At 59.3% G+C, this 14,381-nt stretch carries 14 protein-coding genes; 7 read left to right on the top strand and 7 right to left on the bottom strand.

Annotated features, from left to right (window positions below):
- The first annotated feature begins 84 nt into the window (after positions 1-84).
- Positions 85-2,013, top strand: coding sequence for a pilus assembly protein TadG-related protein (locus tag AC1DHT_RS20125; RefSeq protein WP_427538078.1), 1,929 nt, complete (start codon positions 85-87; stop codon positions 2,011-2,013).
- Here the strand turns inward: AC1DHT_RS20125 and AC1DHT_RS20120 are convergent.
- Together AC1DHT_RS20120 and AC1DHT_RS20115 are read right to left on the bottom strand one after the other, a co-directional pair.
- Positions 1,998-4,766 (bottom strand): ATP-binding protein, encoded by a 2,769-nt coding sequence (locus tag AC1DHT_RS20120; protein WP_427538075.1) that lies wholly within the window; start codon positions 4,764-4,766, stop codon positions 1,998-2,000. The genes AC1DHT_RS20125 and AC1DHT_RS20120 overlap by 16 nt on opposite strands.
- Positions 4,763-5,209, bottom strand: coding sequence for a TadE/TadG family type IV pilus assembly protein (locus tag AC1DHT_RS20115; RefSeq protein ID WP_427538072.1), 447 nt, complete (start codon positions 5,207-5,209; stop codon positions 4,763-4,765). Before AC1DHT_RS20115 ends, AC1DHT_RS20120 begins: the two co-directional genes overlap by 4 nt.
- 75 nt (positions 5,210-5,284) lie before the next feature.
- On the opposite strand from AC1DHT_RS20115, the gene AC1DHT_RS20110 reads away from it, so the two are divergent.
- The 3 genes from AC1DHT_RS20110 (at position 5,285) to AC1DHT_RS20100 (ending at position 7,490) form a co-directional block, all read left to right on the top strand.
- Positions 5,285-5,755, top strand: a complete 471-nt coding sequence (locus AC1DHT_RS20110) for a prepilin peptidase (RefSeq protein ID WP_427538069.1) — start codon at positions 5,285-5,287, stop codon at positions 5,753-5,755.
- A gap of 124 nt (positions 5,756-5,879) precedes the next feature.
- On the top strand, positions 5,880-6,647 hold the full coding sequence (locus AC1DHT_RS20105; RefSeq protein ID WP_427538066.1) for a response regulator transcription factor: 768 nt from the start codon (positions 5,880-5,882) through the stop codon (positions 6,645-6,647).
- 603 nt (positions 6,648-7,250) lie between these two features.
- Positions 7,251-7,490 (top strand): DUF6124 family protein, encoded by a 240-nt coding sequence (locus tag AC1DHT_RS20100; RefSeq protein WP_427538063.1) that lies wholly within the window; start codon positions 7,251-7,253, stop codon positions 7,488-7,490.
- Between the two features lie 249 nt (positions 7,491-7,739).
- Here the strand turns inward: AC1DHT_RS20100 and AC1DHT_RS20095 are convergent, their stop codons facing one another.
- Genes AC1DHT_RS20095 through cpaB form a run of 5 tightly spaced genes read right to left on the bottom strand, consistent with a single transcriptional unit; the run spans position 7,740 to position 12,992 of the window.
- Positions 7,740-8,624: a type II secretion system F family protein gene (locus AC1DHT_RS20095; RefSeq protein ID WP_427538060.1), complete on the bottom strand. Its 885-nt coding sequence runs from the start codon at positions 8,622-8,624 to the stop codon at positions 7,740-7,742.
- A gap of 1 nt (position 8,625) precedes the next feature.
- Positions 8,626-9,510 carry a type II secretion system F family protein gene (locus AC1DHT_RS20090; protein WP_427538056.1) on the bottom strand — a complete coding sequence of 295 codons (885 nt, stop codon included), beginning with the start codon at positions 9,508-9,510 and terminating at the stop codon, positions 8,626-8,628.
- Between the two features lie 18 nt (positions 9,511-9,528).
- A complete protein-coding gene (locus tag AC1DHT_RS20085; protein ID WP_427538053.1) occupies positions 9,529-10,803 on the bottom strand; it encodes a TadA family conjugal transfer-associated ATPase in 1,275 nt (424 codons plus the stop codon).
- Positions 10,800-11,990 (bottom strand): CpaE/TadZ family protein, encoded by a 1,191-nt coding sequence (locus AC1DHT_RS20080; RefSeq protein WP_427538050.1) that lies wholly within the window; start codon positions 11,988-11,990, stop codon positions 10,800-10,802. The genes AC1DHT_RS20085 and AC1DHT_RS20080 overlap by 4 nt, the downstream gene beginning before the upstream one ends.
- A 60-nt stretch (positions 11,991-12,050) precedes the next feature.
- Positions 12,051-12,992: a Flp pilus assembly protein CpaB gene (gene cpaB, locus AC1DHT_RS20075; protein WP_427538047.1), complete on the bottom strand. Its 942-nt coding sequence runs from the start codon at positions 12,990-12,992 to the stop codon at positions 12,051-12,053.
- A gap of 321 nt (positions 12,993-13,313) precedes the next feature.
- Between cpaB and AC1DHT_RS20070 the strand changes: the two genes are divergently transcribed.
- The 3 genes from AC1DHT_RS20070 to AC1DHT_RS20060 are packed head-to-tail and all read left to right on the top strand — an operon-like array spanning position 13,314 to position 14,224.
- Positions 13,314-13,517 carry a Flp family type IVb pilin gene (locus tag AC1DHT_RS20070; RefSeq protein WP_427538044.1) on the top strand — a complete coding sequence of 68 codons (204 nt, stop codon included), beginning with the start codon at positions 13,314-13,316 and terminating at the stop codon, positions 13,515-13,517.
- A 51-nt stretch (positions 13,518-13,568) separates the two neighbouring features.
- Positions 13,569-13,982, top strand: a complete 414-nt coding sequence (locus AC1DHT_RS20065; RefSeq protein WP_427538041.1) for a response regulator — start codon at positions 13,569-13,571, stop codon at positions 13,980-13,982.
- Between the two features lie 38 nt (positions 13,983-14,020).
- Positions 14,021-14,224 carry a Flp family type IVb pilin gene (locus tag AC1DHT_RS20060; RefSeq protein WP_427538038.1) on the top strand — a complete coding sequence of 68 codons (204 nt, stop codon included), beginning with the start codon at positions 14,021-14,023 and terminating at the stop codon, positions 14,222-14,224.
- Positions 14,225-14,381 lie beyond the last annotated feature (157 nt).

The following is a 14,381-nucleotide window of genomic DNA, read 5'->3' as shown; positions in this document are numbered from 1 at the left end:
TGCCAGCGCCGTGCTCGAGCCTTGACTACACTGCCTTCACCACCGGAGGTAGCGCTCGGCAGTGCGCCGGCAAAGGAGTGCTCGATGTCTCGCCGTTTGCAGTTTCGCGGCCCCGCCGGGCAACGTGGCGCTATCGGATTGCTCGCGGCAATGACCTTCGGCCTTGCGTTGTTGTTTGCACTGTTGGTGGTCGACAGCGGCCGGCTCTATCTGGAGCAGCGCAAGTTGCAACGGGTGGTGGACAACGCCGCGCTGGAAGCGGTCAGTCGTGGCGGCACCTGCCTGCCGGGCTTGACGGCCGCTGGTTATGCTGGGCAAAGCGCGGTGCGTAATGCGTTCATCATCAGCCCCACCAGTACCTTGACCACCACCTGCGGTTCGCTGGCGACGGCGCCGACCAATCTGCGCACCTTCGTCCCCAATGCCGCGCAATCGATGGCCATTCAGGTGGTTGCCACCAACGTGGTATCGACCAGTGCCGCGGCGGGTATTCAGGCATTGTTCAGTGGGGCTTCGCTCAGTGCCAATACCACGCTGACCGCCACGGCAGTGGCAGCGGCGCCGCAACCGACGCTGGCGCAGCTAAGCATTCGCAGTTCGGTCGTCAGTGTCGACACCGCGAGGTCGAATCTCTTGAACCCGCTGTTCTCAACCCTTCTGGGCGGCAGCGTGAACCTGACAGCCGTGGGCTGGGACGGCTTGGTCCACACCGATATCAACCTGCTGAAGTTCATGGACCAATTGGCCATCGATCTGGGGGTGAGCGCAGGTGACTACACGGCATTGCTCAACACGCAAGGAACGGTCACTCAATTCATACACGCCGCTGCAACGGTTGCGGGTCAGAACAGTGCCACGGCCGATGTAATGACGGCGTTGACCAGTCTGCAGGGGGGGGCCAGCAATGCACCACCGATCAAACTTGGCGATGTGCTGCAACTTCAGACGGGCACCTCGACGGCCGGCCTGGATGCCACGGTGCAGCTGTTTCAGCTGGTTCAGGGCTTTGTGCAGTTGGCGAATAAGAACAGTGCAGTGACCGCCGTTCTACCGGTGAACGTACTGGGGCTGCTGGGCGTGACAACCCGTGTAAAAGTGATCGAGCCGCCGCAGTTTTCTGCCGTGGGCGATCCGGAACTGGCCAGGGCCGATCCATTGGGCGTGAACCGGATCTATGTGAAGACCGCGCAGGTGCGAGTGCTCGCAACGGTCGACCTTTCTCTTATCAATGCGGTGTTGCAGGTGGTGAATACGCTGTTGAGCGCGATTGTCGTTTCTATCAACACGCTGCTGGCCCCCGGGTGCCTGTTGTCAACCTGCACACAAACAGACCTGCAAATAGCGCCTGAAGGCCTCAACCTCGATGTAGGGATTGAAGCAGGAGTCGGGAGCAGTTATGTCACCGATTACTCATGCGTCAGTCCGACCAGCAAAAGTCTCACTGCGACCACGGACATTTCCACGCTCAAAGTCAAAGTCGGCCAGATCAACCCTGCCATCTGGTTCTCCTCCTCGCCGTTGTCAGCGCTTACACCGTTAACCCTGGTCGATGTCGGCAGCAGGACCTGCCAGGGATTGACCTTCACCTGTGGTCCGCGCACACCATTTACCGGCGGTGGCAGTGAAATCATGATCGACAGCCCGATCGCCGGGACCAGTGACCCGAACTACACCTACAACAACCCCAAGGAAATCAATGTCCCGCCATTGCCGACCCACACCGTTTCGGTATCGGGTGTCGTCGGCAGTTTGAGCGCAACCTTGGGTGGCATCACACTCATTCAGCACACACCGACGATTAACGGTCTGACGGCGTTGCTGCTCAGCACGCTGTCATCGCTGCTGGCTGACGTAACAACGCTGTTGGTCAACGCAATTGATGGTCTGCTGGCGCCCTTGGTCGATCCGCTGTTGAACAGCCTGTTGCTCAATCTGGGGATCGACGTCAACAAGGTCGATGTGGGGTTCAACCTCACCTGCGGGCAAAAAGGCAAAGCCTACCTGGTGATCTGATCACCCGACGCAATCGGCAGCTCGATACAGAACCGCGCGCCCTCGATCGAATTGCGCACGCTCAGCCGTCCGCCCATGTTCTCGACGATACCGTAGCTCACCGACAACCCCAGACCGGTGCCAACACCGACCGGTTTGGTGGTGAAGAACGGTTCGAAGATCCGTTCCAGCAAGCGCGGATCAATACCGCCAGCGTTGTCCTCGACCCACAGCCTTATCCAATACTCGTCACGTTCGGCATACAGCGAAATCCATGGTTTGAACGCTGGATCGCTTTCGCGCTTGCCCAGCAGTGCGTCTCGAGCGTTGACCATCAGGTTGATCAACACTTGTTCCAGCTGATCGACATGGCCACGTACATTGGCTTCGAAGCCGAACTCGCTGATCCGCAAGTCGACACCTTTGCCGCGCATGCCCTCGGCCAGCAATGACAGCGTGCCTTCCACCGCGAGTGCCGGATTGAACAATTGTTGCTCGATTTCCGAGCGCCGGCCGAACACCCGCATGTGATCGACCACCCGAGCCGCACGCTGGACCTGGGCGTCGATACGCTTGAGTTTGTCTTGCAGGTAATCGATCTGCACATCGCCGTTGCTCAAGCGCTTGAGCACGTTGACGATGGCCATGCGCATCACGTTCAGTGGCTGGTTGATTTCATGCGCCAGCCCGGTGGCCATTTCTCCCAGGGTGGCCATTTTTGCGCTTTGCGTGAGCTGTTGTTGCGAGCGGCGGACCTCGGTGTTGTCGCGGCCCACGGCCTGAATTTCGATCAGGCGACCTCGCTCGTCGAACACCCCGCGATCCGACCAGACCCACCAGGCATTTTCGCGCCCGGGGAGTTGCAGGCTGATTTCCGCGGTGCTCACCGGGAACTCCGGCGTCAGTTGGCGCAGGCGCAGCACAAAGGCTTCGCGCTGTTCGGCCGACAGCCAGCTGCCCAGATCGACCCCCGGCAATTGTTCGGGCGTGCATTCCAGGTACGTCGCCAAGGGACGATTGCCGAACGTCAGCGTCAAGTCCGGACGATAGCGGCAGATCATCGCGGGCGAATCTTCCACCAGCATCCGGTAGCGCTCCTCGCTCTGTTTGACCTGTTCGGCGGCCTGGGTCGCTTCACTGACATCCAGCCACAAGCCGACCGCCTCCACCGGCAGCCCAAGGTCGTCGCGCAGCAACCTGGCTTCATCGAGCAGCCAGTGGTAGTTGCCACGCTGGTCGCGCAAACGGTAACGCGCGCGTACCGATCCCTCGCGCAGCAGTTGGCGGGTGCGCTCGAAATACAGGTCACGGTCTTCAGGATGAACCCGCTCCACCAGCGCGTTGCCCGTCAAATCATTCAGGTTCCAGCCGAGCAACGGCAGCAGGCTGGCACTGAAAAAACTCGGTTGCAGCGCGCCTTCGACATAGCGCTGCACGTAGATCACCGCCGGCGAACTGGCAATCAGGTTGTCCAGGCGGGCATGGGCAGCGGCGGCCTGTTGCTGTTGATTCTTGATGTCGCTGATGTCGAGCATGAACCCCACCAGCCGACGCTGTTCACCTACGCCTAACGCCTGGCCTTGCAGGCGATACCAGATCGGCATCTGGGCGTCATCAGCGCGGTGCAGGCGCACGCACAGCAGCAAGGTCTTGCCGTGTTGTTGCAGGTCCTGCACGCGGCTGGTCAGCTCTTGGCGGTCGGCCGGATGGATCAGCCCCAGCCACTGGGCCAGCGCTAAACGGGCACTCTCCAGATGCAGGGTGAACGCCAATTGCGGTGCCAGTTGAACCTCGTCAGTGTTGCTGAACAGCTCCCACCAACCGGTGCCCAGCAAGCCTTGCAGGGCTTCGAGTCGTTCCAGTTGCTGATGTTGATGCTGCTCGCGTAAACGACCCAGCAGTGGCCCGGCCAACGCTGCGACCAGCAGCAACCAGTCACGCTCGCCAAGCTGAGGCGCACGTTGCTGTACCGGGTAAAAACCACAAAGCAACCAGGCTGCCACACCGTGATCGTCCCGATAGGGCACCAGAAATCCGTCGGTATTACCGAAGGTTCCCTGTAACCGCGGGTGCTCGCTGAAGCCATGCGCGACGTTCAAGCGCAACGGCGTATTACCGCTCAAGCTGTCCAGGCTGGTGCCCAGCGGTTGGCCGGTTTGCCACAACTGCGGCGCATCGTGTGCGTTGTACTGGCTGTGGATCAGCCAGCCTTGTTCCTGATCGTCGAGCAGCGCGATGGCCACACAGGGAATGTGCCAGCGCTGGGCCAGGCCTTGAAGTTGTTCGGTCAGCACCTCGGGCAGGCGCATCAGGCTGCACAGGCGAAGCTGTTCGCTCATGTGCCCGGCGAACGACTGACATTCCTCGCGGCTGTGGGCCTGTTGGCGTTCGTGCAGCAAATCAGCAATGTCGAGCAACTGCAGCAGCCAGCCGTCAGGCGTCGGCTGAACCCAGCCGCGAAGATGCAGGGTCTGGCCTCCGAGACCGGTGAAATCCAGGTCCAGGTTCTGGCCTTGCCAGTCAGCGGGTGTGCCTTCGACGGCCAAATGACTGTGGGGCAGCAGGTAATCGATCAGTAGCAGGGATTGGTCGGCAGGCGGACGCAGCGCCAATGCGTGACACAAGGGGCCACTCATGTGCAGTACCCGGCCCTGAGGGTTCAGCAGCAGGTGCAATCCGACATTCTGTTTCATCAGGCTGTAGGAGGGCGTGTCGGGTTCCTGGAATGGCGGACGATTGAGCAGTCGGCCAAACAGCTTTTCTCCAGGTGTCAAAATTGCAGACTCGATTGTGCTGTCAGGTTTGTCGGCAGATTGGGCACGGTACCGACACCAGGCAGGACGAGGAACGGGATGACTTGATTGAGCTTGCTGGTGGGGTACGTCACGCTGACCGTCAGCAAACCGGTACCCGCGTTATAGGCAGCCTTGGCGTCCACACCAAAGGTGAGGTTGAAGGCGCTTGGCACCCAGGACAGTTGCTGCTGTAAAACACTGTTTGCCAGGTTCTCCATGGCCGTCGGGTAGTTGGGCGTTTTCGGATCAAGTGCGACGCTTTGCCGGACCGCCTCGGCGGTGGCCTCGTTGAATGATTGCACCAGCAACAGCGGCAGGCTGTAGCTGACGATCCCGTAGAACACCGCAAAAAAGATCACGAACACCAAGGCGAACTCAATCGCCACAGCACCTTTTTGCTTTTTGGGGAGGCCTGATTTCATGAGTGCGTCTACCCTGACAACGACTACGTGGTATGAGCATAGAATCATTCAGCCAAAGCGGACGATTTTTACCGGATGCAGAGTTTTGTCCTACTGATCTGGCTGGCGCTTTGCGCGGCACAGGATGTTCAGCAACGGCATATCGCCAACAGCCTGACCTTGGGAGCAGGGTTGTTGGCATTGATTTATCTGTTGTGGACCGGCACCACCTGGCTGGGCGCGCCTGACGTTCAGGGCGGGTGGGCATTGCTGCTGGCACTGTTGTTTACCTTGCCCGGTTATGGGGTGGGACGGTTGGGAGCCGGCGATGTGAAGCTGATGGCGACGATCGGACTGGCGACCGACAACCTGCATTTGCTCGGCAGTTTTATCGGCGCTGGAATGTCTGGCCTGGTGTGGCTATTGATTGCTTCAAAGGTCTGGCCGCATATGAGTCAAGGGCTTAGGACCCGGCTTCAATACCTCGCTCCCGAACTGTCAAGAAAACCACCCTTTGCGCCCTTTGTGCTGATCGGCATGCTGCTGACACTGGCCTGTATCCGCTAGTCGTTCGGCACGACTATCGCTATGTACATAGTAGGAAAGTAGGTCTACTTTCAGTTCAGACCTGTRCAGCTTGCCGCTGTCGGTACAGGAAGTGACAGTCTTCGGACAGGGCATGGAGGCGCACGTGAACAAACCTACCTCTGCGGTAAAAGTGCTGGTGGTCGACGATCAACCGCTGATCGTGGAAGAGCTTTGCGAGTTTCTTGAAAGCAGCGGTTACCGTTGCGTCCCTTGTGAGTCCAGCCAGCAAGCCATCGCGCGCTTCGGTGAAGATGTCGACATCGGCCTGGTCCTCTGTGATTTGCACATGCCCGGGCTCGACGGTATTCAACTGGTTCAGGAGCTGCAACGCATCGCCGGCAAGCACCGGGCATTCGAAGCCATCATGCTTACCGGGCGCGCCGACAAGCAGGATGTGATCAAGGCCCTGCGCGCGGGGATCGCCGACTACTACCAGAAGCCGATTGACCTGGATGAGCTGCTGGAAGGGGTGCAGCGTCAGGAGGTCGCGCTTAAGGAACGGCAAAAGAGTGTGCAGTTGGGGCACTTGAATCAGAAGCTGCAAGACCTTTCCGAATCGATCGATGACCTTTATCAGGACCTTGATAAAGTTCGTCGTGCTCCGCTTTTGCCGTCGGGTGGGGAGGTTGATCGGGAGCAGATGCCGGCGATCTTTGATCAGCTGTCGCCTCGTCAGCTTGATGTTGCGCGGTTGGTGGGCAAGGGGCAGACCAATTATCAGATTGCTTGTGAGTTGGGGATTACCGAGAACACGGTGAAGTTGTATGTGTCGCAGGTGTTGCGGTTGACGCATATGCATAATCGGACGCAGTTGGCGTTGGCTTTGTCGCCGGGGAGTTTTGGGGGGCGGGTGCGGGTTACGGCGCACTAGGGGTTTGGTTTGTATTTGTGTGTATATCCGTTATTGGTGTAACGGCTGCTTATGGTTTCGCCCTTACGGCGAGTCCCTTTTGGCAAACGCCCGGAGTGCCGGCCCAGCCAAAAGGAACCAAAAGGTCTCGCCCCGAGCGTACGGCACCTCGCCTAGGCTCGGCGTTCCCTCGCTACGGTGTCCCGAAGGGGCGGGTGGATCAAAAGCACAGCACGGCGGCCTGACAGCCGGCCTGAGTGGTAAGAGCGCGTACGGCGTTAGATTGATCGTTCCCACGCGCAGCAAAGGAATGCCGCCAGGACCCCGACGAACCGGCGGAGTATGTCGTTAAACCTTAGTCGCTTGGGACGGCGATTTTTTTGGGGCGACACAACGTTGAAATACGGTGCAGGACCAGCTCCGTAGCAGCTGTCGAGCCTGCGAGGCTGCGTTCGAGGACGAAGTCCTCGCAAATCCTGCATACGGGGGTTACCTGAAAGAACGCGTTGCCTGATTTTACGACCGCTCCGCGGCCGAACGCAGCCTCGCAGGCTCGGCAGCTGCTACGGGCGACTCATTCGCCAGATGACGCGATGCTAAGACCCAAACGCCCGGTCAATAGCAGTGAGCCCCGGGCCGGCCAAGACGATCAGTATCGACAATGAAAGCCTGCTGGCGAACGCTTCGGAGGACCTGGCTTCGGTCAAGGCCATGGCCGCTGACCTGGCGTTCGAGATCGAAGGTTCTCGACGCAATGTGGCGCTAGGTATTTGCAGGATGATCGACGGGATCCGGCTGCTGGTGGATCGAGCGCTGGACAATATGGACCCTGAAGAACCGGCGGAGTATGTCGTCAAACCTTAGTCGCTTGGGACGGCGATTTTTCAACGTTGAAATACGGTGCAGGACTCCCTCCGTAGCAGCTGCCGAGCCTGCGAGGCTGCGTTCGGCCGCGGAGCGGTCGTAAAATCAGGCAACGCGTTCCTTCAGGTAAACCGCGTATGCAGGATTTGCGAGGACTTCGTCCTCGAACGCAGCCTCGCAGGCTCGGCAGCTGCTACGGATGACTCGCCCGCCGTATTTCAACGTTGCATAGCAATCTGTGACGCGACTCTAAGATCCAAACGCCCGGCCAATAGCGGTGAAACCCGGGCCGGCTAAAACAATCAGCAAGGCGGGAAACAGAAACAGCATCATCACCACGGACATTTTGGCGGACATTTTCGAGATGTATTCCTGCTGGTGTGTCAGGCGCCGGTCGTCGAGCAATTGCTTGAGTGTGAGCAGCGACTTCATGGCGCCGCCGCCTTGATGGATCAGTTGCTGGAGGATCACGCAGGTGTCGGTGAGTTCGTCCACCGCCAGCAGTGTCGCGGTCTGGTGCAGCTCCTGGCCGAGTTCCAGGCCGGAGTCGACCCGAGTCAGGATCAGCCGTAGTTCACTGGTCAGCTCCGGCAGCAGTTTATGCGCCTCGCTGCTGAGCACTCGCAGTGACTGTTCTACGGCCATGCCTGATTCGAAGAGAATTCGCAGTAATGGAATGAACGTCGAGATCTCGATGGCGATGTTTCTTTGCCGACGTTTTACGCAATAGGCCAATAGTCGTTTGGGCAAGAGATAACCCAGCCCGGCGCCCAGTAACGGCGCAAGCCAGTGGTTTTGCGCGGCGGGGTAGAACACCTGTTGAAAGAACACTGCGAGCCCGAGCACCAGCAGGGGCGTGCCGACCTGGCATGCGGCGAATAACGAGCGTTCGCTGGATTTACGCCAACCCAGGCGTGCGAGCAAGGTCTGGGTTTCACTGTCGATGCTGAGCGAGCGCTGGCCAAACCGGCTGTTGCCGAGTGCCCGCAGCCAGTTGCCGAAAGTGTTGTCGTGCGCCACATGCCCTTGCAGGCGTTGGGTGACATGCCGCGCGCGTCGTCGCTGCTCCAGCAGATGGCCGAGCACCAGCGCTATGGCTCCCAGAAACAGCAAGGCGCTCACCAGTAAGACCATCTCAGACACTCCGTAACATGCGCCATAGCGCCAGGCACCCGACGATCTGTAAACCAACCGCGGCGATCAGCATGTGCTGGCCGGCAGGGTCGTGCCACATGCTCAGCATGTAACCGGGGTTGGTCAGCATGAAGTAACTGGCGATGAGGAGGGGCAAGGCCCCCAGAACCCAGGAGGTCATTCGGGTTTCGCCGGTCATGGCCCGAAGCTGACGGGCGCCTTGCTCGCGTTCGCGAATCAGCTTCATCAGGTTCTCCAGTAGCTCGCTGGCATTGCCGCCGTAACGGTGATTGACCTTCAATCCCAAGGCAAACATGCGCAGTTCGTCCTGGTCGTAAAACTCGGCAAAATCGTGCACGGCGTCGGGCAGGTTGATCCCCAATTGCACGTTGCGCTGAATTCGTCCCATCGCTCTTTTAAGCGGGTTGGCGCTGGCATCGATACTGCCCATCACCGCGTCGGCCAAGGTGCGACCGGATTTGAGGCTGCGTATGGTGTGATCGAGCAACGCCGGCAACTGCTCGATCATTCGCCTCAGGCGACGTCGATAACGCCAGGAAATGTACACCCGCAGAATCAACGGTTGCAGGACTAACAGTGTCAGCAGTCCCAGCCAGCCGCCCAGCATAAAACCAAGCAGACTGATAAACACCCAAAATCCCAGCCATAGCGGCAGACGCTCCGTCGGGCGGCCCAGGCCTGCGCGCACAAAGGTCCGCTCAAGGTTGGCCCACGCCGGGTTTTCGACGATCAGATGCGGTTGCCCCTGAGCAAGGCGATTCAGCACGCGTTCGTTGCTGGTCTTGCGCAGGCCTTGATAGAACAGCCAGATCGACAGTCCCAGCAACACGAGAAACATCAGGCTGAGCAGTATCGGACCGATCATCGCGCAAGCCTCGTCAAGTCAGTTGAGGGGCAGAGCCAGTTCATGGCGCAGCTTGTCGCCGGCGGGGTTGACCGCCTCGCGCAGGAAGCCGAAACCGGTCCTTCGATCGAAACGAAACAGGGTGTTGGTGACGTAGATGTCTTCGCGGATCCCCACCACTTCCACCACCTCGCTGACGCAGCGTCGGCCATCGGGCAGGCGCGTCAGTTGAATCACCACGTCGAGCGCCGCGCAAATCATCTGCCGTAGCGTGCGCTCGGCGATTTGACGCCCGGTCAGGCCCACTAACGTCTCCAGGCGCAACAGCGCGTCCTGAGCATTGTTGGCGTGGACGGTGCTCATCGAGCCGTCGTGACCGGTGTTCATGGCGGTCAGTACGTCGAGCACTTCAACGCCACGGATTTCGCCAAGGATGATTCGATCCGGGCGCATCCGCAGGGCGTTGCGGATCAGGTCACTGGCTTTCACTTCGCCGTGGCCCTCGGCGTTCGGCGGGCGGGTTTCCAGGCGCACGACGTGAGGGTGGCCCAGTTGCAGCTCGGCGACATCTTCGATGGTCACCAGGCGTTCGTGAGGATCGATCAGTTGACTGAGGATGTTCAGCAGCGTGGTTTTACCGGTGCCGGTCCCGCCGCTGATGAGGATGTTGCAGCGTTTGCCGACGGCTTTCTCGATGAAGTCGAAAATCGCCTGGTCAATGGTTTGCATCGCCATCAGGTCGCTGCTTTTAAGCATGTCCTTGCGAAATTTACGAATCGACAGGCACGGCCCGTCCAGCGCGATGGGCGGGATAATCGCATTGACCCGGCTACCGTCCGGCATGCGCGCATCGACCATCGGCGATGACTCGTCCAGACGCCGTCCGAGTGGCGCGAGGATCCGTTGCATGACCCGTTCGACATGATGCGCGTCGATGAAGCGCAGGTCGCTTTGGTGCAATATGCCGTCACGTTCGATGAACACCCGGTGAGGGCCGTTGACCAGGATTTCGGTCACGGCGGGGTCGCGCAGCAGCACTTCCAGTGGACCGAAACCGGTGAGTTCGTCGACGATTTCTTCTGCCAGACGCTCCATTTCGTAGCGCGAAATCGCCAGGTGCAAGCGGGCGATGTATTCGGCGACCTTGTCGGTGACGAATTGCGCAAGGAGCGGGCGCGAACCTTCCAGCAGGTTTTTCCCCGACTCTTCGATGGCATCGATGACATAGCGATGCAGCACCAGCTTCAGGCCCTCGTGGTCGGTGTTGCCGATCGGGCTTTGAGTCTGTGCACCGAAGAGTTTTTCACCGCTCATTTGTGGCCTCGCAAGCGATTCAGCCAACTGATTTTGGGGGTTGCCAGCGTTTCAGAGTGCTTGGCCAGACGTTCGCCCAAGGTGCGCAAGCTTTGGGTCAGGACCTCGCGGGGAGCCAGATCGAACAGGGGCACGCCCTGGTTTTTCGCGTTGAGCCGAACCTCTGGGCTGTAGGCCAGGACGGCGATGACTTCGAGGCCAAAGGTTTTGCCCAGTGTCTCGGCGTCCGGGGCGCAGTGGCGCAGGTAACGGTCGACCAGCAGTTGGGCGTGCTCAAGCTTCATGCCTTTTTCGCGCCACAGATTGAGCACCGTCAGGTTGCGTCGGCAGTCGAGCACGCTCTGGTCGGTGTACCACAGTAATTTGTCGCAATGGCTGACGAAGGTGCGCAGGGCTTCGCTGTCAGGTTGGCCGGTGAGGTTCACCACGATGTGTTGAAAGTGTTGGCGCAAGGCGCTGAGCAACATGTACAGCTCGGCGGCGCTGGTGCGCTCCAGCGGTTCGTCATTGTTGGCGTAGGCGAGGATTCGCAGCCCGGCTTCGGCGCTGGTGAAGGCGCTGTCGATCAGCGTCGCATCAAGGCGCCGCAGATGCCGCAATGCATCACCAAAATGGAACGAGCTCTCCAGGCCCAGCAACGCCAGGCTGTCACCACGGGGCAGGCCGAGGTCGAGCAGCAAGGTGTGCTGGCCACTCTTCTGGATCACCAGGGCCAGGTGCCCGGCGAGCAGAGCGCCGTCGGCGTTGCTTTGAGTACCAAAGAGCACTGTCAGGCCACCCATTTGGGTAGTGGTTGCGACAGGCGGCAGACGTTTGCTCAGGCGTCGTACCAGGCCCGAAACTTCGCTGGCGCGTGAGCCGTAGGCAACAAAATCCCGGGCCCCGGCGCGCATGGCATTGAGCACCAATTGATTGTCCATGCCGTCGCCCAGCGCGACGATGGCCAGCATCGGTTTGGCTTCCAGCGCACCTTCGATCAACGCACTCTGGGCCACCACATGCTCGCGGTCGAGGCCGATAAACACCAGGCTGGCAAAGGTCACGTCCACCAGTGCGAGCAATTCATCGAGGCTGCCACCACCGGCGCTGACCACTTGGCCCAAGGGCGCCAGTGCGCCTTGCAACCATTCAAGGTCAGTGCTGTTGCGAGTAATCGCAAGGAACGTCTGGCTCAGGTTCTGGCTCATGGTGAGAGTCCGATGCGTGTGTCGAAGTTGCCGTTTTTGAGGCCATGCACCCTTGCGCAATCAAGGGGTTTGTTGGGTGACCTGATTGCCGCGTATGACCTCGATGCCGCGCCGCGACACCTCTACCGTGCGGGTGTGGACGATGGTTTTCGGGGCAATGCCCTGGGCCAGTTGATTGAACTGGAATAGCTGACTGTTGGCGCTACTCAGTCGGGTGGATGAGTCGCTTTCACCGGCCCAGTATTTGGCCAGGAGTTGTTCTTCGCTGCTACGTACGGCCAGGCGCAAGGTACCGACCTGAGTCGCCAGCATCATTCGGCTCAGCAGTTGTTCCGGCACCGCCAGCACGACGCTGCGGGCCGCGATGCGGCGTTGATCCTGTTTGAGTTTTTCGTCTGCGCTGGTGGCAGGGGAGGCGGGTTTGCCTTCGTTGGTCAAGCCAAATTGTTCGCCAACGCCGAGTACACGCATGGCCGGAATGACGATTTGCGCCGACTGCTGCGTGTTGATGGCGTCCTGACGGAGGAACAACAGCACGTCGACGTAATCTCCCGGGATCAGTTGTCCGGCAGCGCCAATCACTTCGTCCACCGCCACCGCCAGCGCGCGCTCATCGCTGTGAATCATCCGCGCCAGCGCGCCGCCGGCCTCGAAACTCTCGTTGCTTAGCCAAGTGCCCGCGCTCAGGCGCCGCCAGGGTGTGCGGCCAACGGCCTGGTCCAGGCTGCTCAAGCTGCCGGCGGGCGCGCTGCGCAGTTTTTCCAGGGTCAGGTCGGCGGCGGTGAGGGGGGTAAACGGCAGGACATCATGCACCAGCACGACGACGGCCTGGCGCGTCTGGTCTTCGGCGCTAGCAACGGTTTTTTCCAGCGCAACGGTGACAGGGGTGGTGACGGGTTCGGTTGCTAGCGGTTGCCGGCTCAGCACCAATCCCCAGTACCCGACAATGACGGCTGCGACTAACAGTAGCCCGGCCAGACCCATGGTGACGCGGCTGTTCATGACGGCTCTCCCTTTCCTGCTGCATCACCGGCTCGTGACGTTCAACGAGATAATTCGCAATCAGGCAGCTATGAACATGCAACTAATTCGCTATTTGAAAGTAGCGCAGCTAAATCAAAACGCCATCACCGGTCAAAAAAATAACTTACCACCGTATGGCATTTCGGTTAATCCCCAGTCGCCACCATTCCGGTTAATACTTTGTGATTAATCGCTTATTACAGTTGCTGGAGCGGGGTTTGTTGGCAATGCTCCGATGGCAAAGCGCAATCATGTTGTGCACCCGCTACATGTGCGCCCTCGGCGCAAAGGAGAAGTCGTATGTTCCTTAACTTCGTGCGGTATCTGTATATCCGCCTCCAGTTGTTCATGACCAGGACCGAGGGCGCTTCAGCCATTGAATATGCGTTGATCATTGCAATGGTGGGGTTGGTCGTCGTTGCCTTCGTTACACCGATGGGCAACTCGGTGAAAGGCACCTTCAATAAAGTCATCACTTCACTGGGGGGGACGGTTGTACCCTGATCGGTTGGTCACCTCTCAATCCGATTACTTATTCAGTGACAGGAATCGCACATGAACGCTTCTTCAGCTCCGCGCCAACAGTTGCTTCTGGTGGACGACGAAGAAGATGCCCTGTTGGAACTTGCGGAGTTGCTGGAGGGCGAGGGCTTTTGTTGCTTCACCGCAACTTCGGTCAAACTCGCGTTGCAGCATCTGACCCGTCACCCCGATATCGCGTTGGTTATCACCGATCTGCGCATGCCCGAAGAGAGTGGCATGTCATTGATCCGCCGTTTGCGTGAACACACATCCCGACAGCACTTGCCGGTGATCGTGACCTCCGGCCATGCCGACATGGACGACGTCAGCGACATGCTGCGCTTGCAGGTGCTGGACCTGTTTCGCAAACCGATCTATCACGTTCGCCTTCTGGAGACCCTGGACAACCTGTTCCCGCAATCGAAGATGCACCGTGTCAGTCCTTAGAACCTTCAGAGTGTTCTACATCTTGCAGGAGAAGTCGTATGTTCCTTCATTTTGTGCAGTATCTGTCCATTCGATTCCAGCTGTTCATGAGCCGGACCGAGGGTGCTTCGGCGATTGAGTACGCGCTGATCGTTGCGATGGTGGCCCTGGTAGTTGTTTCCTTTATCGCGCCGCTAGGGGATTCGGTGAAAGCCACCTTCAACAAGGTCGTCGATGCATTGGGCGGCGTGCAGGTCACTTGACCCATTGAAAAAACTGACGTCATTCATTTGGCATTTTTTGGTGGTGTCTAAATGATGGCACCTGTATATTGCCCGCGCCTGAACCAGCCCCCGCTGGTTGGCCGGTATGGATGCCTGAAAGAAGCTGGGCGCGCCTGCTGAAAAACGCGTCTTCCAT

Source organism: Pseudomonas sp. 05N432, from assembly GCF_056396945.1.
The sequence above is the reverse complement of the archived record's forward strand: the minus strand, read 5'-3'. Positions and strand labels throughout refer to the sequence as shown.